Consider the following 23,943-nt stretch of genomic DNA (forward strand, 5'->3'; position numbering starts at 1 on the left):
CGAACGCGGACGGGGCGTCAGGAGCCCCAGGCCTCGAACTCGTAGATCCGGGCGGCCGGGTCGGTGGTCTGGGTCGGCTTGCTCACCACCAGCCGGACGTACCGGGCGGTGAGGCTGACCGGGTGGGTGGTGGTGCCGGCGGTGTTCCCGGTGACCGTGACGGCGGTGGTCCAGGCGTCGGTGGTGGCGTTGCGGACCTGGACGGTGAAGTCGCGGGTGTTGTAGCTCGTGCTCTCGCCTCCCGCGCTCGCGTGCTTGACCACGAAGCTGGAGAGCGGCTTGGCCGCGCCGAGGTCCACCTCCAGCCACTTGGTGGAGGTGAGGGTGCACCACTTGTCGCCGTTCCCTCCCGAGGCGCTGCCGTTGACGGCCTTGGCCGGGCCCTCGTTGGCGTTGCAGGTCCCCGAGGCGGTGGCGGGGCGGTTGAGGGCGAGGTTGGTCTGCGGGGTGGTGCCGCCCCAGGTGACCGTGGTGGTGGCGACGCCCGAGCGGCCGTACTCGGTCGAGACCGCCTCCACCTCCAGTGTGGTGGTGGTCTCGCTGCCGGCCCGGTCGAGCCGGGGCGCGAAGAGCGCGTCGTTCGGGGTCGCGCCGAGCAGGGTGCGGCTGCCGTCGGCGTTGCGGCGGTAGACCTCGTAGTGGTGCACGGGGGCGCCGCCCGAGGAGGCCGTCCAGGCCAGGCGGAGCGACTTCTGCGCGGCGGTCACGTCGGTGGAGCCGAGCACCGTCAGGCCCGAGGGCGCCGCGGGGGCGTCCACCGCGCCGTCGTGGACCGCGAGCTGACCCACCTTCACATCGTAGGAGGCGGCGCTGCCGGTGACCTGGAGGCCGAGCTGGGCGATGGTCCGTCCGGCGTACGCCGACAGGTCCAGGGTCTTGTGCTCCCAGCCGGTGCCGGTGGTGGCCCCGAGGTCGAGCGGGACGAAGGTGGTCGGTGCGTCGCTGAAGGCCACCGCGGCCTTGAGGTTGGAGGCCCCGGCGGCCGGGGTCTTCAGAACCACCGAGAGCTTGGTGTCGGCGGCCACCGGCAGACGGGTCTGGTAGAGCCGCAGGGTGTTGACGGCGTCCAGGGTGCCGGACAGGCGCAGCGAGGAGCCGCCCTCGTAGGCGTCGGTGAAGTCGACCGAGGGGGTGAGCCTGCTGCCGGAGGAGGAGACCAGCCAGCGGTAGGTGGGCGGGACGTCCTGGAGCGAGAGGTTGTTCCAGCCGGTCGGGCTCACCCGCGTCCCGGCCGAGTTCCAGAAGTCGCCCTGGCCGCCGTTGAAGGAGGTGACGAAGGGCTTGGCCGTCACCGGGGAGGACTCCGGCACGTAGGTGGCCAGGCCCTTCCAGGACGAGGAGGTGGTGGTGTTGGAGGGGTCCCCGTTGGCGCCGTCCCAGTACCGCGCCTCGCGGGCGTGCGAATCGGCCCGGGAGGACGAGGAGTTGTACGTCCACTCGGGGCGGTAGAGGCCGAGCGAGGTGGTGTGCGGCTGACCGGCAGGGAAGAGCGAGGCCCAGTCCACCGAGGTGTTGTAGCCGTTGGCCTCGGTGTCGATGCCGGAGTAGAGCTCGAACTCGTTGCGGCCGAGCGAACGGGCCAGGTTCTTCGAGGAGTTGAGCCCGGAGGAGCTCCAGTTGAAGTTCAGGAACATCGAGTCGGAGGTGCGCTGCGAGCCTTCCTGGAGGAAGGCGTCGTTGGCCGAGGTGAGGGCGTTCTGCCAGCTCACCGAGCCGCCCTCGGTCATCGCGTCGTACCACATGAAGTCGACGGCGCCCTTGGACCTGGCGTACCGCATGGTGTTGCGCACCTCGGTGGCCAGGGCCGCATCGCCGCCGCCGGTCTCCTGGTTGACGAACCATCCGTCGAATCCGTACTGCTGGGCGACCTGCACCAGCTTGTCGGCGACGGGGTAGGTGGAGCCGGACTTCTGGACGAAGTCGCGCACCCACTGGAGCTGGCCGCCGTAGGCGGCCGGCGGGAAGAAGACGGTGCCGTAGACCTTCACGCCGTTGCGGTGGGCGGCGTCGATCACGGTGGAGTTGGGGGCCAGGATCAGGCCCTCGGAGGCGGAGCCGCCCCAGAACACCAGGGTGTCGACGTACTGCCAGTGGCTGAAGGCGTAGTAGTTCGGGCTGGCGGAGCCCTGGGAGGGGTTGTTGGAGGTGGGCCCGAAGGAGACCAGCGAGACCACCTTGCCCTCGCCCGCCCTGGCGTTCGGGTTGGCCTTCAACTGCGGGTCGGAGAACCGGGGTTGGAGCGGCACCTTGGAGCGGTTGAAGCGGGCGTCGGGGTCGGCGGCCGGGTCCCAGTTCAGGATGGTGCTGGGGTGCCAGTAGGACGCGTAGGGCTGGTTCCCCGCCGCTGCGACGGGAGCCGCCACAGCCGCCTGCGGTACGGCGAGCGCGGCGGTGCCCAGGGCGGCGCTGAGCAGCAGGGGCAGAAGGGTTCGTCTCATCCGAGTGCTCCGATCCGGCGAGGGGACGCCGAGAGGGTGGGCTGGTGCGGATGGCGCTGTGGCCCGGCCGTCGAGGTGTGCGGCCGGGCTGGGCGGGAACCTAAATCGCTTTAGCTGTCCCTGTCAAGGGTGCGGGGTCATGCAGCGGGCCGTGCTCTCCCGGACCACCAGGCGCGGCGTGGGCATCTGCAGCACCGCCTGCCGCCCCGGTTCGTCCACGGCCGACAGCAGGGTGCGGGCCACCTGCTCGCCGAGCGCGAAGGTGTCCCGAGTGAGGGCGGTCAGCGCGGGGTGCACCACCCGGGTCAGCACCGAGTCGTCGAAGGAGACCACCGAGAGCTCTCCCGGCACGGACACCCCCATCTCGGCCGCCACGCCCAGCCCGGCCAGCGCCATCACGTCGCTGTCGTAGACCAGCGCGGTCGGCCGGGCCGCCTTGGCCAGCTGCGCCCGGGTGGCCGCCGCGCCCTCCGCGTCGCTGAAGTCGGTGGGCACCGAGACGGCCTCCAGGCCGAGCCGCTTCGCCGCGTCCCGCACGGCCCGGATCCGGCGCTGGGTGTGCTGGAAGGCCGGCAGGCCGGCCAGGTGGGCGATCCGGCGGTGCCCGAGCGCGGCCAGGTAGTCCACGATCGAGAGCATCGCCTCGCGGTCGTCGGCCCAGACGCTGGACAGCGTGCCGTGGCCACCGGGGCCGCCCAGCACCACGGTGGGCAGGGCGAGTTCCTCCAGCACGGCGATCCGCCGGTCCCGGGTCTGCAGGTCCACCACCACCAGGCCGTCCACCCGGTGCTCGGACGCCCAGCGGCGGTAGACCTCGGTCTCGGCGGCGGTGTCCTCGACCACCATCAGCTCCAGCGCCACCGAGCGGGCGGAGAGCCCGGCCTGGAGACCCGACAGCAGCTGGGCGAAGAACGGCTCCACCCCGATGGTCCGGGCCGGGCGCGCGATCACCAGCCCGACCGCTCCTGCCCGGGCCCCGCCGAGCGCCCGCGCGGCGCTGTGCGGGCGCCAGTTCATCCGCTCCGCCACCGCGAGGATGCGCTGCCTGGTGGCCTCGCTCACCCCCGGCCGCCCGTTGAGCGCGAACGAGACCGCGCCCTTGGAGACCCCCGCCTCGCGGGCGATGTCGGCAATCGTCGGTCTGCCCATCGAACCTGACCTCTCTCTTGACACCGGAGTCTAGCCAGGAGCATGCTCCCCGACGTCACTAGACCGGTTTAGCACGTTCCTCTTCCACCCCTCGGCAGGACGGACACCGGAACCCTCATGAGACGAATCCGTGCGGCACTGGCCACCGCCGTGCTCGCCACCGCCGCCCTCACCGGCTGCGGCCTGGGCAACGACAGCAAGAGCTACGACACCGTCCCCGTCGGCGGCGAGGTCAAGGGCAAGGTCTCGCTCCAGACCTGGGCGCTGAAGCCCAAGTTCACCGCCTACGTGCAGGGCGTGATCGACGGCTTCCAGAAGCAGTACCCCGGCACCGAGGTCGAGTGGCTGGACCAGCCCGGTGACGGGTACTCGGACAAGGTGCTCAGCCAGGCGGCGGGCGGCACCCTGCCGGACGTGGTCAACCTCCCGCCCGACTTCGCCCTCCCGCTGGCCAAGCAGGGTCTGCTGCTCGACCTCGCCACGTCCGACCCCAAGCTGACCGGGGAGTACGTGGCCGGCGGCATCGACGCCTACCGCTTCCCCGGCCAGGACGGCGCCTACGGATACCCGTGGTACCTCAACACCGACGTCAACTACTGGAACTCCGAACTCCTCGCCAAGTACGGCCTGGACCCCCGGAAGCTCCCCACCAACCTGGACGAACTCATCGCCCAGGCGCGGGTGTTCAAGGAGAAGGCGGGAGCCGACGCCTACCTGATGAGCCGCAAGCCCGGCCTCGGCGACCTGGCCAACGAGGGCGTGCCGATCATGGCCGCCGACGGGAAGAGCTTCACCTTCAACACCCCTCAGGCCGCCGCCCTGCTGGACAAGTACCGGGCCGCCTTCAAGGAGGGCCTGCTCCCGCGCGACGTGCTGACCGACAAGTACGCGGGGAACTCCAAGCTCTTCACCGCCGGCACCGTCGCCTGGACCACCGGCGGCGGCAACCTGATCACCTCGCTGGCCACCGACAACCCGACGCTGGCCCCCAAGGTGGTGCCCTCCGCCGCCTTCGGCACCCCGCCCCTCTACGTCCAGGGCGTCTCGGTGGCGAAGTCCACCAAGAACGCCCCGGCCGCGATCGCGCTGGCCCGCTGGGTCACCAGCCCGGAGAACCAGGCCGCCTTCGCCCACCTGACCAGCATCTTCCCCTCCACCAAGGCCTCGGCGGGCGATCCGTACTTCGCCAAGAGCGACGGCACCAACGCGAGCGACGCCAAGGTGATCGCCTTCGGCTCGCTCGCCAAGGCCAAGATGCTCCAGCCCGTCCAGGTGCAGGACGCGATGAGCGACGTCATCAACCAGCAGATCGCCCTGGCGATCAGCGGGGACACCACCTCCCAGGCCGCCCTGGACACCGCGGTGGCCCGCTGCAACCAGCTGCTCAAGAACTGACGCACCCCCAGGTCAGGCGGAGCCGGGCCGCGCCCCCAACGCACCCCCGGCTCCGCCCCCCACCCCGACGCCCCCCCGGCCCCAGGAAGGAACGGATGACCCACCGCCGCTGGTTCACCCCCTGGCTACTGGCCGGCCCCGCCGTAATCTGGCTGGCGGTCTTCAACCTCTGGCCCACCCTCAACACGGTGGTGCTCTCCTTCACCAACGCCAAGCCGCTCGGCGGCGGGCACTTCACCGGCCTCGCCAACTACGAACGGGCCTTCAGCGACGAGCAGTTGGCCGACGCACTGGTCAACAGCATCGTCTACCTGCTGGTCTGCCTCCCCCTGCTCACCCTGCTCCCGCTGCTGCTCGCCCTGCTGGTGCAGCACCGCCTCCCCGGCATCACCTTCTTCCGCACCGCCTTCTACACCCCCGTGATCGCCTCCGCCGTGGTGGTCGCGCTGATCTGGGGCTGGGTGCTGGACGACCGGGGCGTGGTCAACGGCCTGGCCCAGCAGCTCGGGGTGGTCACCGCCCCCGTCCCCTTCCTCACCGACCGGTGGCTGCTGCTGCTCAGCGCCATCGCCCTGACGGTCTGGAAGGGCCTCGGGTACTACATGGTCATCTACCTCTCCGCGCTGGCCAACGTCGGCCGCGAGCTGCACGAGGCGGCCGCCGTGGACGGGGCCTCCGCGCTGCGCCGGTTCTGGCACGTCACCCTGCCCGGGGTGCGCCCGACCATGCTGCTGGTCTCCGTCCTGATCTCGGTCTCCGCGCTGCGGGTCTTCTCCGAGCTGTACGTGCTCTCCAACGGCACCGGCGGGCCGGGCGGGCGCGACATGTCGGTGGTGATGCTGATCCAGATGTACAGCCGCGGCTTCACCGGCCACCTCGGCTACGCCTCCGCGCTCAGCCTGCTGCTCTTCGCCATCACCCTGGCGCCGATGCTGCTGCTGGCCCGGCTCAACCGGAAGGCGGTCTGAGCACGATGCCCACCCGTACCGGCCCCGCCATCCGCACCGCCCGCACCGCCCGCACCGTCCGGAGCGCCCGCCGTGGCTTCAACTCCCCCTCCCCGTCCGGGAACGCCGTCCGCTACGCGCTGCTGCTGCTGGTCCTCCTGCTGACCGTCGGCCCCTTCCTCTGGCAGCTCTCCACCTCGCTCAAGGGCCCGGCCGAGGACATCTACACCCGCACCCCGGCCTTCCTCCCCGAGCACCCGACGCTGGCCAACTACCGGGCCGTCGCCGACACCATCCCGGTCTGGACCTACGCCGCCAACTCCCTGCTGGTGGCCGCCGTCGCGGTGTTCGGCAACGCCGTCGGTGCGACCCTGGCCGGCTTCGCGCTGGCCCGGCTGCGCTTCCGCGGCGGCCGGCTGCTGCTCGGCCTCTTCCTCGCCACCCTGATCCTGCCGGGCGAGGTCACCATCGTCTCCCAGTACGTCACCGTGCGCGGCCTGGGGCTGGCCGACACCCTGCTCGGGGTGGCGCTGCCCGGCGCGCTGGCGATGCTCAACGTGCTGCTGATGCGCACCGCCTTCGCCGCCGTGCCGCCGGAGTTGGACGCGGCCGCGCTGGTGGACGGCGCCAACGTGTGGCAGCGCCTGTGGCACGTCGGGCTGCCGAACGTGCGCGGGATGCTCAGCGTGGTCGTCATCTTCACCTTCATCGGCGCCTGGGACGACTTCCTCTGGCCGCTGATCGTGCTGAACGACCCGCAGAAGTACACCCTCACCGTCGGGCTCCAGTACCTGAACGGCACCTTCAGCGCCAACCCCCGGCTGATCGCCGCCGGGACCATGATCGCTTTCCTCCCGATCGTCGTCGTCTTCGCCACCCTCCAGCGGTTCTTCTTCCGCGGGGTCGAGGAAGGAGCAGTGAAGGGTTGACCAGGTCAACTGCCGTACCGCGCTTCGGCGTCAACTACACACCGAGCGAGGGGTGGTTCCACCACTGGCTGGACTACGACCCCGGCGCCGTCCGGGCGGACCTGGACTCGATCGCCGCGCTCGGCCTCGACCACCTCCGGGTCTTCCCGCTCTGGCCGCTGTTCCAGCCCAACCGCACCCTGATCCGCCCGCGCGCCGTGGAGCAGCTGGCCGACCTGGTGGACGCGGCCGCCGAACGCGGGCTGGACGTGGCGGTGGACGGCCTCCAGGGCCACCTGTCCAGCTTCGACTTCCTGCCCGCCTGGACCCAGACCTGGCACCGGCGGAACATCTTCACCGACCCAGAGGTGACGACGGCCCAGGAGGAGTACCTGCGCACCCTGGCCGCCGCCCTGGCCGGCCGGCCGAACTTCCTCGGCATGACGGTGGGCAACGAGATCAACCAGTTCTCCTCCGGCCCGCACCCCGACCCGGACCTGATCGCCCCTCAGCAGGCCGAGGACTGGCTGGCCCGGATGCTGGCCGCCTGCGAGCGCGGCGCCCCGGGGAAGCTGCACGTGCACGCCGAGTACGACGCCGCGTACCACCAGGACGACCACCCCTTCACCCCCGGCCAGGCGGCCCGGATCGGCGGCGCCACCGCCGTGCACTCCTGGGTCTTCAACGGCACCGCCCAGCGGCACGGCCCGGACGCCCCCGCCACCACCGGCCACGCCGCCTACCTGATCGAGCTGGCCAAGGCCTGGGCCGAGGACCCCGCCCGGCCGGTCTGGCTCCAGGAGGTCGGCGCCCCCGCCCCGCACGTCCCGCCCGGGCGGGCGGACCGCTTCACCGCCGCCACGGTGGCCGCCGCGCTGGACTGCCCGGACCTGTGGGGCATCACCTGGTGGTGCTCCCACGACGTCAGCCGCTCGCTCGCGGACTTCCCCGAACTGGAGTACACCCTCGGCCTGTTGACCAACGACCGGCGCCCCAAGCCGGCCGGCCTGGCGCTGGCCGCCGCGGTCGCCGAGGCCCGGGCCGACTGGCGGCCGCCGGCCCCGCGCAGCACCGCGCTGGTGCTGGACGTGGGCGGCGAACGGGAGGCGCCCAAGCGCTCGGTCTGCGCACCCGGCGGCCCGTACTTCGAGGCGTTCGCCGCGCTCGCCGCCGACGGTGCCCGCCCGACCGCCCTCCTGCTCGAACGCGTGCACGACGAGGCCCACTTGGCCGCGCGCGGCATCACCGAGATCCTCACAGTCGACGACGTCCGCTGACCACTCCAGGGAGCCCTCACCCCATGCACGACGACCGCAGCCTTGTCGAAGCCCGGCTCAAGCGCGTCCTGGAGGAGCGCGTCCGCCCGGCGGTGTACCCGGAGAGCGTGCCACTGACCGCCGGGATCTGGACCGCCCCGGACGAGCCCGTGCCGGTCGCCGAGGGGATCGCCGCTCCCCGCACGCCGGTGGCGGCCGGTGACCGCTGGGGCGCACCCTGGGGCACCAGCTGGCTGACCGTCAGCGGCACCGTGCCGGCGGAGTGGGCGGGCCGGACCGTGGAGGCGCTGATCGACCTGGGCTTCGACGCCAACATGCCCGGCTTCCAGTGCGAGGGCCTGGTGTACCGGCCCGACGGCACCCCGGTGAAGGGGCTCAACCCGCGCAACCAGTGGGTCAGGATCGCCGACCCGGCCGTCGGCGGGGAGGAGGTGCTGCTGCACGTGGAGGCCGCCTCCAACCCGGTGATCCTGGACTACCACCCCTTCCTGCCCACCGAGCTGGGCGAGAAGGAGACGGCCGGCTCCGAGCCGCAGTACCGGCTCGCCCGGCTCGACCTGGCCGTCTTCGACCGAACCGTCCACGAGCTGGTCCTCGACCTGGAGGTGCTCGGCGAGCTGATGGCCGAGCTGCCGGTGGAGGGCGCCCGCCGCTGGGAGATCCTGCGGGCGGTCGAGCGGGCCCTGGACGCCCTCGACCTCCAGGACGTCAACTCCACCGCCGCGGCCGCCCGTTCGCAGCTGGAGGCGGTGCTCGCCTCCCCCGCCGAGCCCACCGCCCACCTGCTGAGCGCGGTCGGCCACGCCCACATCGACTCGGCCTGGCTCTGGCCGCTGCGCGAGACGGTGCGCAAGGTGGCCCGCACCACCGCCAACATGACCGCGCTGCTGGAGGACGAGCCCGAGTTCGTCTACACCATGTCCCAGGCCCAGCAGTACGCCTGGATCAAGGAGCACCGCCCCGAGGTCTACGCCCGGGTGAAGAAGGCGGTGGCCGAGGGCCGGTTCGTCCCGGCCGGGGGCATGTGGGTGGAGTCGGACACCAACATGCCCGGCTCGGAGGCGATGGCCCGTCAGTTCGTCCACGGCAAGCGGTTCTTCCTCGACGAGTTCGGGATCGAGAACGAGGAGGCCTGGCTGCCGGACACCTTCGGCTTCGCCGCCGGGCTGCCGCAGATCATCAAGGCGGCCGGCTCCAAGTGGCTGCTCACCCAGAAGATCTCCTGGAGCCAGGTCAACAAGTTCCCGCACCACACCTTCCTCTGGGAGGGCCTGGACGGCACCCGGATCTTCACCCACTTCCCGCCCGTCGACACCTACAACTGCTCCATGCTCGGGCGCGAGATCGCCCACGCTGCACGGAACTTCAAGGACAAGGGCCGGGCCAGGCACTCCATCGCGCCGACCGGCTGGGGCGACGGCGGCGGCGGCACCACCCGCGAGATGGTCGGCAAGGCGGCCCGGCTGCGTGACCTGGAGGGCTCGCCCAGGGTCCGCTGGGAGCGCCCCGCCGAGTTCTTCGCCAAGGCCGAGGCCGAGTACCCGGCCCCGCCGGTCTGGGTCGGCGAGCTCTACCTCGAACTGCACCGCGCCACCCTGACCAGCCAGGCCCGCACCAAGCAGGGCAACCGCCGCAGCGAGCACCTGCTGCGGGAGGCCGAGCTGTGGGCCGCGACCGCCGCCGTCCGGACCGGATTCCCCTACCCCCAGCAGGAGTTGGACCGGATCTGGAAGACGGTCCTGCTGCACCAGTTCCACGACATCCTGCCCGGCTCCTCGATCGCCTGGGTGCACCGGGAGGCCGAGGCCACCTACGCGGCGGTGGCCGCCGAGCTGACCGGGATCATCGAGGGAGCGCTGGCCGCGCTGGCCGGCGAGGGCTCCGCCGAACTGGTCTTCAACGCCGCGCCGCACGGGCGCTCGGGCGTTCCGGCCGGGGCCGGCGCGGTGGTGGCTCCCGGCGCGGGCTGCTCGGTGACCGAGCGGGACGGTGGCGGCTTCCGGCTGGCCAACGGCCTGCTGACGGTCGAGGTGGACGGGCTCGGCCTGGTCGTCTCGGTGCTGGACGGTGCCACCGGCCGGGAGGCGGTGGCACCCGGCGCGGCGGCCAACCTGCTCCAACTCCACCCGGACTTCCCGAACATGTGGGACGCCTGGGACGTGGACCAGTTCTACCGCAACACCGGCACCGACCTGACGATGCTCGACTCGCTGGAGGTCGCCGCCGACTCCCCGGGCCTGGTCTCCGTCCGGGTACGCCGGTCCTTCGGCTCCTCCACCGTCACGCAGACCCTCACCCTGGCCGCCGGCGCCCGCCGGCTCGACCTTGACACCGAGGTGGACTGGCACGAGACGGAGAAGTTCCTCAAGGCCGCCTTCCCGCTCGACCTGCACACCGAGCGGTACGCGGCCGAGACCCAGTTCGGCCACCTCTACCGGCCCACCCACACCAACACCAGCTGGGAGGCGGCCAAGTTCGAGGCCTGCAACCACCGCTTCCTCCACCTCGGCGAGCCCGACTGGGGCGTGGCCCTGGTCACCGCCTCCACCTACGGCCACGACGTCACCCGCACGGTGCGCCCCGAGGACCACGGCACGACGACCACCGTCCGGGTCTCACTGCTGCGCGCCCCGCGCTTCCCCGATCCGCACACCGACCAGGGGCTGCACCGCTTCCACCACGCGCTGGCGCCGGGCGCGACGGTCGGCGACGCGGTCCGCGAGGGGTACCGGATCAACCTGCCGGAACGGCGGATCACCGGCGCGGCGGACGGGGTGGCACCGCTGGTGACGGTGGATCAGGAGGCTGTGGTGCTCAGCGCCGTCAAACTGGCGGACGACGGCAGCGGCGACGTGGTGGTCCGCCTCTACGAGGCCCACGGCACCCGGGCCACCGCCCGCCTCACCACCGGCTTCCCGCTGGCGGGGGCGCGGCTCTGCGACCTCCTGGAACGCCCGACGGGCTCCGCCACCACGGACGGCGACGCGGTCGAACTGCGCCTGCGCCCCTTCGAGTTGGTCACCTTGAGGCTGACCCGCTAGTCGCCGTCGCACCCCGGGCCCGCACCGACTCGCGGCGAACCCGCCGCGAGTCGGTGACGACGGCTCAGGCCCCGTCCTGCGCCTGGCGCCTGTCCACGTACTCGGCGATGAGCGAGAAGAACCGCGCCGGGTCCTCGAACGGCAGGCCGTGGCCGCCGGGGACCTGGAGGAGGTCGGCCCGGTGGATGGCGGCGGCCAGCTCGCGTTGGTGGTGGGGCGGGATGACCAGGTCGTCGGCGCTCGCCAGCACGAGCGTCGGCGCGGTGACCCGGCCCACCGCGTCACGGAGGTCGATGCGGGCGTCGAGCTCCATCTGCCCGAGGATGCGCTCGTCGAGCATGGCCGTGAAGCCCGCGGCCATGTCGGCGAACTGCGCGTCGTCGAGGGTTCCGAGGAGCCCGGGCCCCATCGCGGTGAGGATCAACTGGCGGGCCAGCAGGGCCGGGTCGGTGCGCAGCAGGCGCGCCCACAGGTCGAACATGAACGCCTCGCGCGGGCCCGTCCTGACCCATCCGGCGTGCAGGACGAGCGAGGTCACGGCATCGGCATGGCGGGCGGCCACGGCCGTGGCGACGACGGAGCCCAGCGAGTGACCGACCAGGTGGAACCGTTCCAGTCCGGCGGCCCGGGCGGTGGCGGCGACCCGGTCGGCGAGGGAGTCCAGGTCGATCGGTCCGGGATCGACGGGGGTGTCGCCGGCGCCGGGCAGGTTCGGGGCGACGACGGTGTACCGGTCACGCATCGCGTCGATGAGGGCTTCCCAGTTCGAGGTCGCGTCGGCGCCGGTGCCGTGGATCAGGACCAGACCCGGGCCGGACCCTGCGACGACGTGATCGAGCGGTTCGCGGCTGGCCAAGGGGTGCCTCCATGGGTGAGTGGCCGAGTGACGCCCCGAAGATAACAGAGTTCTGTCATGTAGCAGAGCTCTGTCATGAGCCAGGGTTCGAGCCGGTGGCGTACGATCGCCCCCATGGAGATGCCGGTCACGGAACGCGTCGGACTGCACATCAAGCGGGTGGAGCAGGAGCTGATGGCGGCCAAGCACGCGGCACTCCGGCCGCTCGGGCTCACCGTTCCGCAGTACGCCGCGCTGTACACGCTCGACGACCAGCCGGGGCTCTCCGCCGCCGCACTCGCCCGCGCCTGCCTGGTCACACCACAGACCATCGCCACCGTGCTCGCCAACCTGGAGGCGAAGGGCCTGATCACCCGTCAGGCGCACCCCTGGCACCGCAAGGTGGCCGAGGTCCACCTCACCGACGACGGACGCCGACTGCTCGCACGGGCCGACGCGAAGGCCGTCGCCATCGAACGGCGGATCGCCGACGGCTTCAGCCCCGGGGAACGCGCTCTGCTGATCGACCTGCTGGCCCGCGCGTCAGGACAACTGGCGCTCGCACCGGAGCAGGACTGACACCACCGACCGACCCCCGCCGGCGGTGAGCACGCGCGGGAGCCGCGCCCGCACGCCCGTCCGAGGCACCGTCCTCACCGCGCGCCCGCGTACGTCGCGGCGACCTCGCGGACCTGGGTGCGGAGCCAGCTGTGGGTGCCGTCGAGTTCGTAGCGGGGGTGCCAGGCCATCGCGATCGGCAGCTCCGGGAGGTCCACCGGCACGGGGAAGGTGCACAGCCCCAGCCCCTCGACCGTGCGGCGGCAGAGCCGCTCCGGCACCATGCCGACCAGATCGGTCTCGCGGAGCAGCAGCAGGGCGGCGGCGAAGGTGGGCACGGTGGCCGCGACCGTCCGGGCCAGGCCGGCCTCGGCCAGGGCGTGGTCGAGCGGGCCGGTGAGCCGGCCGCGGCGGGAGACGGACAGGTGCCGGGCCCCGGCGAGGCGCCGTGCCGTGACCCGTCCGGAGGCCAGCGGATGGCCGTCCCGGACCACGCCCACCAGACGGTCCGTCAGCAGCGCCTCCACCCTGGTCTCCGGCGGGGCGTCGGCGATCACGCCGATCTCCAGCGCGACCTCGCCGCGCCGCAGCAGGTCGCTGTCGTGGGAGGGCTCCGCCAGGAACCGCAGGGTGAGGCCGGGGGCCAGCCGCCCCACCGAGGCGAGCAGCCCGGCCCCGAGGGAGTGCACGATCTCGTCGTGGGCGAGCAGGGCGTGACTGCCCGTCAGGGTGGCCGGGTCGGGTGCCGCGTCCGGGGCGAACAGCGACTGCGCCTCGGCCAGCACCCCGTGCACCCGCGCGCGCAGCGCCACCGCCCGGGGTGTGGGCACCATCGCACGCCCGGAGCGGACCAGCACCGGATCGCCCAGGGCCCTGCGCAGCCGCCCGAGGGTGCGGCTCATGGCCGGCACCGAGAGGTGCAGCCGCTCGGCCGCTCCGGTCACGCTCTCCTCCTCCAGCAGCGCGTCCAGCGCCACCAGCAGGTTCAGGTCCAGCTCGGCCATCCCGCCCACCTCTCCCGATTGCGTCCGGCGCAATCCTCCCTTGCCATCTTTGCACTTGAACGCAACTGTCCGTACTTCCTAGCCTGGGCCCATGCCACCTCAACTCCTCCACGAGCCCGGAGCGTCCGTGCCCACCACCGCCTCGCACCGGCCGCGGCGCGTGCTCGCGCTGCTCTGCGCCTGCGTGGTGCTGACCATCGCCATGGTCGCCGCCATCAACCTGGCCGTGCCGCCGATCGCCGCCAGCCCGATCCACCCCGACGCCACCCAGCTCCTCTGGATCGTCGACTCCTACGTCATCGTCTTCGCCGGCCTGTTGATACCGGCCGGGGTCGCCGGCGACCACTACGGCCACAAGCGCACCATGCTCGCCGGCCTGGGCGTCTTCGCCCTCGGCGCGGTGCTCTGCGCGGCGGGCTCCTCGGTCGCCCTGCTGATCGCCGGCCGCGCCGTGATGGGCGCGGGCGCGGCCCTGGTCCTGCCCGCCACCCTCTCCGTCATCGTGCACGTCTTCCCGCCCGCCGAGCGCCCGCAGGCCATCGCCACCTGGGCCTCGATGACCGGCCTGGCCGGCGTGCTGGGCAATGTCGGCGGCGGCGTGCTGCTCCAACTGCTGCCCTGGCAGTCGCTGTTCTGGGCCGCCGCGCCGATCGCCCTGGTGCTGCTCGCGCTGGTCGCGGCCGTCGTCCCAGTCACCCCGCTGCGCGGGACCCGGCAGGACCCGGTGGGCAGCGTCCTGCTGGTGCTCGGCTTCGTCGCCCTGCTGCACGGCGTGATCGAAGGCCCGGCGCAGGGCTGGGGCTCACCCGCCGTGCTGCTCAGCCTGACCGCCGCCGCGCTGCTGCTGGCCGGGTTCACCTGGTACGAACTGCGCTGCGCGCACCCGATGCTGGACCCGCGGCTGTTCCGCGTCCCGGCCGTCCGGGCCGGCGCGCTGGGGATCGGCGCGGTCTTCTTCGGGATGTTCGCCCTCTTCTACGTGAACGCTCAGTACCTCCAGCAGGTGAAGGGCTTCTCGGTGCTGGCCACCGGCTTCGGCGTGCTTCCGCTGGCGGTCGGCATGCTGGTGGTCTCCCGCCGCAGCGCCGCACTGGCGGCCCGCTTCGGCCGGCTCACGGTGGTCGCCAACGGCTTCGCCTTCCTGCTGGCCGGGCTGGCGCTGCTCTCCACCACGGGCCCGGCCACGCCGTACCCGCTGTACGCCGTCTACATGGTGCTGATGGCCTGCGGCGCGGGCCTGGCCACCCCGCCGCTCTCGGCCGGGATCATGGCCGCGCTGCCGCCGCAGAAGGCCGGGCTGGGCTCCGGCATCAACAGCTCGACCCGGGAGTTGGGCAGTGCCCTCGGAGTGGCCGTGGTCGGCACCGCGATCTCCACCGGGCCGCTGAGCGAGGGCCTGGCCCAGGGCTACCGGGTGGTGGCCGTCGTCGTCCTGGTCCTCGGCGTGGCCGCGCTCTCCCAACTGCGCCGCGCCTGACCGCACCTGACCGCACCGCACCGTCGCGCACCGCACCCGCCGACGGCTGCGCCGCCCAGCACGGCCGGACGCCCGCGCACGCGCCCTTCACCGGGCCCGGCGCGGGTGCAGCCGTGCGCCCCCGAAGTACTCTGCTACCGGTCCGACCATGTTGTTTTACTCATTCTTGACGCACCGTCAAGAACCTGAGAGGGACTCGATGCCCCGTCGTCCCGTCCTCCCGCGGCAGGACCTCGCCGCCTCCCTGGTCGTCTTCCTGGTGGCCCTCCCCCTCTGCGTCGGCGTGGCCGTGGCCTCCGGCGTACCCGCCGAACTCGGCCTGGTGACCGGCATCGTGGGCGGTCTGCTGACCGGCCTGCTGCCCGGCAGCAGCCTCCAGGTCTCCGGCCCCGCCGCCGGCCTCACCGTCCTGGTGCTGGAGGCCGTCCGCACCTTCGGCCTGGCCGCCCTCGGCGTGCTCACGCTCGCCGCCGGCCTCCTCCAACTCGCCATGGGTGCCCTGAAGTTCGGCCGCGCCTTCCGGGCCATCTCGGTGGCCGTGGTGCAGGGCATGCTGGCCGGGATCGGCCTGGTGCTGGTCTCCGGCCAGCTCTACGCCCTCACCGACACCCCCGCCCCCGGCCACGGCCTGGCCAACCTGGCCGGCCTGCCCCGGCTGCTGGCCTCCACCGCCGCCTCGCCGGGCGCCCTCACCGCCGCCGCCCTCGGCTGCGGCACCGTCTCCGTCCTGCTGCTCTGGCGGCACCTGCCGCCCGGCTTCCAGCTGCTGCCCGCCCCGCTGGCCGCCGTCGCGCTCGCCTCACTGGCCGTCTGGGCGCTGGGCCTGGAGGTGGCCCGGGTCCGGGTCTCCGGGCTGCTGGAGGCCGTCCACCCGCCCGGGGCCGGGGAGTTCGCCCTGCTCGGCCGGCTCGACGCGCTCGGCACGGTGCTGGCCTTCGCGCTGATCGCCTCCGCCGAGAGCCTGTTCAGCGCCGCCGCCGTCGACCGCCTGCACGACGGCCCCCGCACCCAGTACGACAAGGAGCTGCTCGCCCAGGGCGCGGGCAACACCGTCTGCGGCCTGCTCGGCGCCCTCCCGATGACCGCCGTCATCGTCCGCAGCGCCGCCAACGTCCAGGCCGGCGCCCGCACCAAGGCCTCCCGCGTCCTGCACGGCCTCTGGCTGCTGCTCTTCGCCGCCCTGATCCCCGCCGCCCTCACCGCCATCCCGCTGGCCGCCCTGGCCGGCGTCCTGGTGCACGCCGGAGCCAAGCTCATCCCGGTCAAGTCCCTGGTGCCGCTGTGGCGTTCGCACCGCGGCGAGGCCGTGGTGCTCGCCGTCACCGCGCTCGCGATCCTGGCCACCAACCTCTTCGAGGGCGTCCTGCTCGGCCTGCTGCTGGCCGTCCTCAAGGCCGCCTGGGAGACCTCCCACCTCCACCTGTCCGTCACCGACCACCGCGACGGCAGCGTCACGCTACGGCTGGCCGGCAACGCCACCTTCCTCCGCCTCCCCCGCCTGCTGGAGACCCTCGAACGCCTGCCGGCCGACCGCCCCGTCCACCTCGACCTGAGCGAGCTGCGCCACCTCGACCACGCCTGCCGCACCGCCCTGGCCCCCTGGACGGACAAGTCGCTGGACGATCACCTGGCGAGCCGTTAGCTTGCTCCGACGTGGACACGATCATCTTCAACGACAGCACCCCGACCGCCCTCCCCCTGGACGTCCGGTGGATCCACGGCTCGGAGTCGTCCAAGCACAACACCGACCCGGACATCCAGGTGTACGCGTACGACGAGCACACCCTGATCCTCCGTCAGAACAAGGCCGTCCACTTCGAGGCCCCGTTCCTCTTCCTGCTCTTCGGGGCCGAGCGCGCCGTCCTGATCGACACCGGGGCGACCGCCTCCCCCGAGTACTTCCCGCTGCGCGCCACCGTGGACGGCCTGATCGACCAGTGGCTCGCGGCCCACCCGCGCGAGGGCTACCGGCTGGTCGTCCTGCACACCCACGGCCACGGCGACCACAAGGCCGGCGACCCGCAGTTCGCCGACCGCCCGGACACCGAACTCGTCCAGGCCGACCGCGACTCCGTGTACGCCTTCCTCGGCCTCACCGAGGACCCCACCGCCACCGTTCCGCTGGACCTCGGCGGCGGCCGGGTGCTCAACTGCTTCGCCATCCCCGGCCACCACGCCGCCTCGGTCGCCTTCCACGACCCGCACACCGGCATCCTGCTCACCGGCGACACCGTCTACCCGGGCCGCCTCTACGTCGAGGGTGCCTCGGCGGCACCCCCTGCCGCTTCGGCGCGCGCAACTTCCAGCACTCCGCGGTGGTCTCCGGCCCGTCCAAGCTGATCGGCGCCGAGCTGGTCATCCCGGACCTGCGCGGCGGCTTCTCGTACCTGATCGCGGCGCTGGCGGCCGAGGGCACCTCCACGGTGCACGGCATCGACCTGATCAACCGCGGCTACGAGAACTTCATGGAGAAGCTCCGCGACCTGGGCGCCCAGGTCGAGCTGAAGAACGAGGAGCCGGCCGACGAGGAGCTGGTCGCCGTCTGATCCGGACGGCACGCGAAACGACCGTGGCCGGTCTCCCCGAGGGGAGACCGGCCACGGTCGTAGGGGCTACCAGGGGCGTCACTTGCCCTTGGCGGCCTCCTTCAGCTTCGAACCGGCGCTGACCTTGGCGCTGTAGCCGGCCGGGATCTGGATCGGGTCGCCGGTCTGCGGGTTACGAGCGGTGCGGGCGGCACGGTGGGTGCGCTCGAAGGTCAGGAAGCCGGGGATGGTGACCTTCTCGTCACCCTTGGCGACGACCTCGCGACGACCTCGGCGAAGGCGGCCAGAACGGCGTCGGCGTCCTTGCGGGTCACCTCGGCGCGCTCCGACAGAGCGGCCACCAGCTCACTGCGGTTCATGTGTACTCCTGTGGTCTGTTCGCGTTGCGGTGTGCGGGGCCCGTCGGTCGTCCCGCCGGGCCGCCATCACTGGCGACGGCAGGGCCGCTGGTCCGCACACTGTGCTCGTTCAGGCGAGGGTTGGTCAGGGGTCGGGCTTGCACCCCGAAGCGCCTCAAACCGCACTGCCTGGGTACGAATCCTGCCCCGACCGGCACTGAGAAAGCCAATCGGTCCCCGCCGCGGTTGACCCGAACAGCGCCCGCCGGACGGAGTTGTGACGCTCCGTCCGCTCCGGTGGACCGGGGCGGGCGGCGGGCCGGGACGACACGCCGAGGGCCCAGGGGGACGTTCCGTACTTGTCGGACACGCCTGCCCCGTGCAGGGCTACCGTACGCCCTGCCACCGACAAGCCCAAACACGCCCCTTCCCCTTGTGTCGCAAGGGTTCGGGGCGAGCGGGCTCGGGTAGGGTGGCCGGCCGACCGCCGGACCCTCCGCGCGGGAGGTCCGGACCGGGCCCGCCACCCCGCCCGAGCTGCGGCTGGATCAGAGCTGAACGGCCGGGAACGACGTGGTGTCCAGGGTGCCGACGATGCCCGGGGTGGGCGGGGCCGGGGCCGGCTCGGTCTCGCCGCGGGCGGCCAGCGCGGCCTCCCGGACGGCGGCCGCGACGGTCTTGGCCACGTCGGGGTGGAAGACGCTGGGGATGATGTAGTTCGGGTTCAGCTGGTCGTCGGCCACGGTGGTGGCCAGCGCCCGGGCGGCGGCCAGCATCATCTCGGTGTTGACGGTGCGGCTCTGGGCGTCCAGCAGGCCGCGGAAGACGCCGGGGAAGACCAGCACGTTGTTGATCTGGTTCGGGAAGTCGCTGCGGCCGGTCGCCACCACGGCGGCGGTCTGGCGGGCCACCGCCGGGTCCACCTCCGGGTCCGGGTTGGCCAGCGCGAAGACGATCGCGTTCTCGGCCATGGTGGCCAGGTCGTCGCCGTCCAGCACGTTCGGGGCGGAGACGCCGATGAAGACGTCGGCCCCGGCCACCGCCTCCTTGAGGCTGCCGGTGCGGCCCGAGCGGTTGGTGTGCTCGGCGATCCAGCGCAGGCTGTCGTTCAGGTCGTCGCGGCCCTCGTGGACCACGCCGCGCACGTCCGCCACGGTGGCGTGCCGCACGCCGGCCGCCAGCAGCAGCTTGAGGATCGCGGTGCCGGCCGCGCCCGCGCCGGACATCACCACGCGGATCTCGTCGATGGGCTTGCCGACCACCTTGAGCGCGTTGGTGAGCGCGGCCAGCACCACGATCGCGGTGCCGTGCTGGTCGTCGTGGAAGACCGGGATGTCCAGGGCCTCGCGCAGCCGGGCCTCGATCTCGAAGCAGCGCGGCGCGGAGATGTCCTCCAGGTTGATGCCGGCGAAGCCGGGGGCGATCGCCTTGACGATGGCGACGATCTCGTCGGCGTCCTGGGTGTCCAGGCAGATCGGCCAGGCGTCGATGCCGGCGAAGCGCTTGAACAGCGCGGCCTTGCCCTCCATCACCGGCAGGGCGGCCTTCGGGCCGATGTTGCCCAGGCCCAGCACGGCCGAGCCGTCGGTGACCACGGCGACGCTGTTGCGCTTGATGGTCAGGCGGCGGGGCGTCCTCGGGGTTCTCCGCGATCGCCATGCAGACCCGGGCCACGCCGGGGGTGTAGATCATCGAGAGGTCGTCGCGGTTGCGGATCGGCAGCTTCGAGGACATCTCGATCTTGCCGCCGAGGTGCATCAGGAAGGTGCGGTCCGAGACCTTGCCGATCGCCACGCCGTCGATCGCGCGGAGCTTCTCGACGATCTCCTCGCCGTGGGCGACCGAGGCGGCGGCCACGGTGACGTCGATCCGCAGCGCCTCGAGGCCGGAGGCGGTGACGTCCAGGCCGGTGACCGAGCCGCCGGAGGACTCGACGGCGGTGGTGATCGAGCTCACCGCGTTGCCGGTGGCGGGCACCTCCAACCGGACCGTGATCGAGTTCGAGACACTGGGCACCGTCGCCATCGACGTCCTTCTTCCTGAAATCAACACTTTGTTGAATGCCTGCGCAGTCGGCATGCTAGACCTCGATCGTCGCACTCACCAAGGGTTCGATAGAAATAACGTTCATTGAGTGTGCGGAGTCGACAAGGCTTCTTGCCCTCGGCGGACGATGCGTTACATTGGACAAGGCACCGGCTCGATCCAAGCCCCCGGGCCCAACCTTCGTCCCTTAGAGGGACCACTTGCCGCGAGGCGAGCATGGCGGGTCGGTGTCACAGCTTCGAAGGCCCCCTCACCAAGTCCGGTGAGGGGGCCTTCCGCTGTCCCCGCGTCAGCTGGCGGTCCGTCAGCGCAGCAGCGCCGGCACCCCGTCCGCGTCCGGCAGGTCGTCCGGGCCGGAGAGCACGGTGAGCCGCTGGGTGGCCCGGGTCAGAGCCACGTACAGCACCCGCAGGCCCCGCCTCGGACTCGCCCGCGATGCCGACCGGGTCGGCCACCACCGTGGCGTCGTACTCCAGGCCCTTGGCCTCCAGCGAGCCCAGCGCGACCGCCCGCTCGCCCAGCCCGGCCACCCAGCCGGCCGCCTCGGCCCGGCGGTCCATCGGGACCACCACCGCGACGGTGCCGTCCACCTCGGCCAGCAGCCGCTCCAGCTCGGCCCGGGCCGCCGCCGCGACCGCGGCCGGCTCGGTCGAGCCGACCGCCGCGAAGCGGGGCTCCAGGCCGGTGGAGCGGACGGCGGTCGGCGAAGGGGTGCCGGGAGCGGCCAGCTCCAGCACCTTGGCCGCCACCTCCGCGATCTCCGAGGGGTTGCGGTAGTTGACGGTCAGGGTGTGCCGACGGCGCGGCTTGCCGGCCAGCACCTCGTCCATCGCGGCCTGCGCCTCCTGCGGGAACGGCCAGGAGGACTGCGCCGGGTCGCCGACGATGGTCCAGGTCGCCATCCGGGCCCGGCGGCCGACCATCCGCCACTGCATCGGCGTCAGGTCCTGCGCCTCGTCCACGATCACGTGGGCGTACTCGGTGCGCTCCACCGGGACGCGCTCCCGCTGGCGGGACATCCGGTCGCGTAGGTGGTCACCTCGTCCAGGCCGGTCAGCATGTCGACCGCGTCCACCTCACGGACCTGCGGACCGCCGCCTCGCCGAGCAGCAACTGCAGCTCGTCCACCAGCGCCACGTCGTGCGCCGACAGCTCGCCCTCCCCGCGGGACGTCAGGTGCCGCCAGGAGTCGGCCAGCAGCCGGGCCTCCTCCGGGGTGACGCGCGCGTCGGGCGATCGGTTGGTGTGCCGGGACTGCTTGAGGGCGCCAGCACCCGACGGGGCGTCAGCGCGGGCCACCAGGCCTCCAGGAAGTCCAGGAACGCCGCCTCGTCCGAGACGTACTCGTCGAAGGCCTCCTTTCCTCCTGGCGCTGCTCGCGCGCGTAGTGGTCGGCGGGGCGCGGCAGGTGCCGGGTGGCCTGCTGCCAGAGCGCGTCCAGCAGCAGCCGGGCGGGCCCGCGGGCGAAAGCAGGTGAGCGGGGTGCCGCGCTGCCGATCACGTTGCCGCGCACCGCCTTCAGGCGGCCGGCGTCCAGGCGCAGCGCCTCGCGCGGGCGAAGACCTTCAGCTCGGTCGGGGCACCCAGCTCCAGGGCGGCCTGGCCGCCCGGCGCAGCAGCGTCAACCATCGGGCCGAGCCCTTCACGTGGGCGGTCCCGGGGTGTCGTACCGGCCGCCTCGATGCCGTCGACCAGGCTGCCGCGCGCGGATCGCCACCTGGCTCTCGCCCAGCGCGGGCAGCACGCCCTCGGTGTACGAGACCAGCAGCGCGGTCGGGCTGACCACCAGGATGCCGCCCGCGTACCGGCGGCGGTCCCGGTAGAGCAGGAAGGCGGCGCGGTGCAGCGCGACGGCGGTCTTGCCGGTGCCCGGGCCGCCGGTGACCAGGGTGGCACGGGCGCGGGGGCCCGGATCACCTCGTCCTGCTCCTTCTGGATCGAGAAGACGATGTCGCGACATGTGTGTCGGCGGGCGCCGGCCCAGCAGTCGCCATCAGCGCGCCGTCGCCGACACCGCCAGCTCACTGACCGCCCAAAGGTGGTCGCGTCAGGTCCGGACGGAGCAGGTCCTTCCTCGACGCCGATCACCGGCGGCCCTTGGACCGGATCACCGGACGCGGATCAACATCCCGGCCCGGCTCAAAGACAGACGGGGTCGAGCGGGTAGAACGGCGCGGCTGGCCGGGCCCGCCAGTCGATCACCAGCGCGACACGAACTCGCGTCCAGCCACAGACCACGAGCCGGCCGATGTGCAGAGGTCTACGCGCACGCCGGGTCGCCGGGTCGAGCGGGTCTGCGACGGGACTCCCGTGCTCCTCCGGGGCATGCGATCGGCACTGCTGGCAGCGATCGCGCGATCGCAGCCCGCGAACAGGGAGTCCTCGATCCATCTCGGTGTTTGCAGACCGCGTGACAGGTGCGCCACCCGAGCCAAGCGGCTCACACCTGCGGCGTCCCAGCTCCGCGAGCGGGCTCGCGGGCCGTGCCGCACGTGGACGCGCTTGCTGGCGGCTGTCCTCGAGGATGTACTCGGACCTCGGCGAGCTTCTCCTCCAACACGGCGGCTCAGACGTGTGTCGAGGCGCCTCGGCGCTGCTCCGCGGCGATCTCGCAGGTACCACTATCGGACGGTGTCTGAGTCTGGTAGCTGCTGTGCATGGCCTCGTTCAGTGGCGGCTGTGAACACCGCGATGGGGAAAAAGAGACGACGGAAGATCTACGCCAGTGACCCCGCCAGCGGCAGACACCCCGCACACATCACCTGCACACGCACCACCACTCGTAGTGGTATCACCCCGCATCGCGCAGGAACTGCGCGCGGTGGGAACGGCAGCACCTGCAACTGGCTCGACTGCCACCCGACCTCACACGTCGGTCGCACCTCCGTACTCGCTGCAGTCCCCTGCGCACCCTGGGGCTTCCGGCCCGGCCGGCGGCCCGTCTCAGACGGCGCCCAACGTACTTCTCCCCGGCTCCGCCGTCGGGTCGACCGCCAGGACGGGTCGTAGCCGCGCTTGACCGCGGTGGCGACCAGGTGCGGCGTGCCGAGGCCGCGCGCAGGCGGGCCATCGCGTCTCTCCACGCGTGCTCGTCGTTGCCGTGCTGGCCGGGCAGGCGCGGAGCAGCTCGGCGCGGGCCACCACCCAGCCGGGTCGGCGGGACGGCGCGCAGCAGCGGCCATCCGGCGGCGGACGGGCCGCAGCTCGCCGTCACCAGGGCGGCCTGCCGCGCAGCTCCACCACGCCGGTGCCCGGCCACCGAGAGCCGCCGTGCCCGCAGCTCTGTGAGCCGGGCCAGGTGAGCAGCTGCACCTATCGCGCCCAGCTCCGCATCCGTTCGGGCCAGACGTGGACGATGTCCAGTTCTCCGCGGGCGGCCAGTCACGGGCCTCCGACGCAAGACCGGCAGGACGTCGCGGAAACGCAGCGTCGTGCAGCAGCTGGTTCGGTCAGGCCGCGCTCCGCTGCCCGGTCGAGCAGGCTGAGTCAAACGCCGGGGCGGAGTGAAGTGACTCGCGTCCAGCGCGCCGGTGCAGCAGGCGTCCAGCAGCCGGTCCAGCGGGGCGATGTCGGCGGGCGCAGCCAGTCGGTAGACCGGTCCACCTCGACCACCTACGGCGCCCGCCGCGTCCAGGTGAGCGAATGTCGACGAAGTCGCGCCTGCGGGGCGCCGTGCAGCTGGACGGCGATCCGCTTGCCACTCTGACGCCGCTCCTCCAGCAGCATTCTCCAGCACTCCACCGAGGACCTCCGACCTACTGCCGACCACTCACTCTCCGCAGCCCGGCGGCCGGATGGCGCCACTTGGCCTTGGGGCCGCTGCGTCCAGCACGGAGGTGCACTTGGCGAGCCGTTCGATCAGCTCGTCGCCGAGCCCCCAGCCTCGGGCCTTCGGCCGCGATCCAGCCCCGAAGACCACGATCCCGCGATGATTGGTCGAACGGCGCGGCCACCACGCGACGATCCGGCACGGCCCAACGGCAC

13 protein-coding genes and 4 pseudogenes are annotated in these 23,943 nt (G+C 72.5%); 10 read left to right on the plus strand and 7 right to left on the minus strand.

Annotated elements, in window-relative coordinates:
* Positions 1-17: 17 nt before the first annotated feature.
* Both ABD946_RS12335 and ABD946_RS12340 read right to left on the minus strand, forming a co-directional pair.
* Entirely contained in the window at positions 18-2,438 is a 2,421-nt protein-coding gene (locus ABD946_RS12335) for an endo-beta-N-acetylglucosaminidase (protein ID WP_345282934.1), read from the minus strand.
* A 123-nt stretch (positions 2,439-2,561) separates the two neighbouring features.
* Positions 2,562-3,587 (minus strand): LacI family DNA-binding transcriptional regulator, encoded by a 1,026-nt coding sequence (locus ABD946_RS12340; protein ID WP_345282936.1) that lies wholly within the window; start codon positions 3,585-3,587, stop codon positions 2,562-2,564.
* Between the two features lie 117 nt (positions 3,588-3,704).
* Between ABD946_RS12340 and ABD946_RS12345 the strand changes: the two genes are divergently transcribed.
* From ABD946_RS12345 to ABD946_RS12365, 5 genes are all read left to right on the plus strand, one after another.
* The gene (locus ABD946_RS12345) at positions 3,705-4,982 is read left to right on the plus strand and encodes an ABC transporter substrate-binding protein (protein WP_345282937.1); all 1,278 of its coding nucleotides are present in this window, start codon (positions 3,705-3,707) and stop codon (positions 4,980-4,982) included.
* Positions 4,983-5,077: 95 nt separating this feature from the next.
* Positions 5,078-5,950: a carbohydrate ABC transporter permease gene (locus ABD946_RS12350; RefSeq protein WP_345282938.1), complete on the plus strand. Its 873-nt coding sequence runs from the start codon at positions 5,078-5,080 to the stop codon at positions 5,948-5,950.
* Between the two features lie 5 nt (positions 5,951-5,955).
* The gene (locus tag ABD946_RS12355) at positions 5,956-6,858 is read left to right on the plus strand and encodes a carbohydrate ABC transporter permease (protein WP_345282940.1); all 903 of its coding nucleotides are present in this window, start codon (positions 5,956-5,958) and stop codon (positions 6,856-6,858) included.
* Positions 6,855-8,114 (plus strand): glycoside hydrolase 5 family protein, encoded by a 1,260-nt coding sequence (locus ABD946_RS12360; protein WP_345282942.1) that lies wholly within the window; start codon positions 6,855-6,857, stop codon positions 8,112-8,114. Before ABD946_RS12355 ends, ABD946_RS12360 begins: the two co-directional genes overlap by 4 nt.
* Positions 8,115-8,137: 23 nt before the next feature.
* Positions 8,138-11,155 carry an alpha-mannosidase gene (locus ABD946_RS12365; RefSeq protein WP_345282943.1) on the plus strand — a complete coding sequence of 1,006 codons (3,018 nt, stop codon included), beginning with the start codon at positions 8,138-8,140 and terminating at the stop codon, positions 11,153-11,155.
* A gap of 64 nt (positions 11,156-11,219) precedes the next feature.
* On the opposite strand, the gene ABD946_RS12370 is transcribed toward ABD946_RS12365, so the two are convergent.
* Positions 11,220-12,011 carry an alpha/beta fold hydrolase gene (locus ABD946_RS12370; RefSeq protein WP_345282945.1) on the minus strand — a complete coding sequence of 264 codons (792 nt, stop codon included), beginning with the start codon at positions 12,009-12,011 and terminating at the stop codon, positions 11,220-11,222.
* Positions 12,012-12,125: 114 nt separating this feature from the next.
* Between ABD946_RS12370 and ABD946_RS12375 the strand changes: the two genes are divergently transcribed.
* Positions 12,126-12,569 (plus strand): MarR family winged helix-turn-helix transcriptional regulator, encoded by a 444-nt coding sequence (locus ABD946_RS12375; protein ID WP_345282947.1) that lies wholly within the window; start codon positions 12,126-12,128, stop codon positions 12,567-12,569.
* Positions 12,570-12,643: 74 nt separating this feature from the next.
* Here ABD946_RS12375 and ABD946_RS12380 read toward each other — a convergent pair whose 3' ends face one another.
* Positions 12,644-13,552: a LysR family transcriptional regulator gene (locus ABD946_RS12380; protein ID WP_345282949.1), complete on the minus strand. Its 909-nt coding sequence runs from the start codon at positions 13,550-13,552 to the stop codon at positions 12,644-12,646.
* 91 nt (positions 13,553-13,643) lie between these two features.
* Between ABD946_RS12380 and ABD946_RS12385 the strand changes: the two genes are divergently transcribed.
* The 4 genes and pseudogenes from ABD946_RS12385 to ABD946_RS12400 all read left to right on the plus strand — a co-directional run.
* Positions 13,644-15,029 carry an MFS transporter gene (locus ABD946_RS12385; protein ID WP_345282951.1) on the plus strand — a complete coding sequence of 462 codons (1,386 nt, stop codon included), beginning with the start codon at positions 13,644-13,646 and terminating at the stop codon, positions 15,027-15,029.
* Between the two features lie 199 nt (positions 15,030-15,228).
* A complete protein-coding gene (locus tag ABD946_RS12390; protein ID WP_345282953.1) occupies positions 15,229-16,671 on the plus strand; it encodes a SulP family inorganic anion transporter in 1,443 nt (480 codons plus the stop codon).
* 119 nt (positions 16,672-16,790) lie between these two features.
* Positions 16,791-17,369, plus strand: a complete 579-nt coding sequence (locus tag ABD946_RS12395) for an MBL fold metallo-hydrolase (RefSeq protein ID WP_345282984.1) — start codon at positions 16,791-16,793, stop codon at positions 17,367-17,369.
* Positions 17,279-17,575, plus strand: a pseudogene (locus tag ABD946_RS12400) (UDP-N-acetylglucosamine 1-carboxyvinyltransferase); the annotation flags it as partial. The gene ABD946_RS12395 and the pseudogene ABD946_RS12400, both read left to right, overlap by 91 nt.
* A 78-nt stretch (positions 17,576-17,653) precedes the next feature.
* Here the strand turns inward: ABD946_RS12400 and ABD946_RS12405 are convergent.
* The 3 pseudogenes from ABD946_RS12405 to ABD946_RS42625 all read right to left on the minus strand — a co-directional run.
* A pseudogene (locus tag ABD946_RS12405) lies at positions 17,654-17,934 on the minus strand (HU family DNA-binding protein).
* A 527-nt stretch (positions 17,935-18,461) separates the two neighbouring features.
* Positions 18,462-19,938, minus strand: a pseudogene (locus ABD946_RS12410) (NAD-dependent malic enzyme).
* Positions 19,939-20,263: 325 nt separating this feature from the next.
* Positions 20,264-22,245 (minus strand): annotated as a pseudogene (locus ABD946_RS42625) (HelD family protein); the annotation flags it as partial.
* Between the last annotated feature and the right edge of the window lie 1,698 nt (positions 22,246-23,943).

Source organism: Kitasatospora albolonga (assembly GCF_039535905.1).
Lineage (GTDB): Bacteria > Actinomycetota > Actinomycetes > Streptomycetales > Streptomycetaceae > Kitasatospora > Kitasatospora albolonga.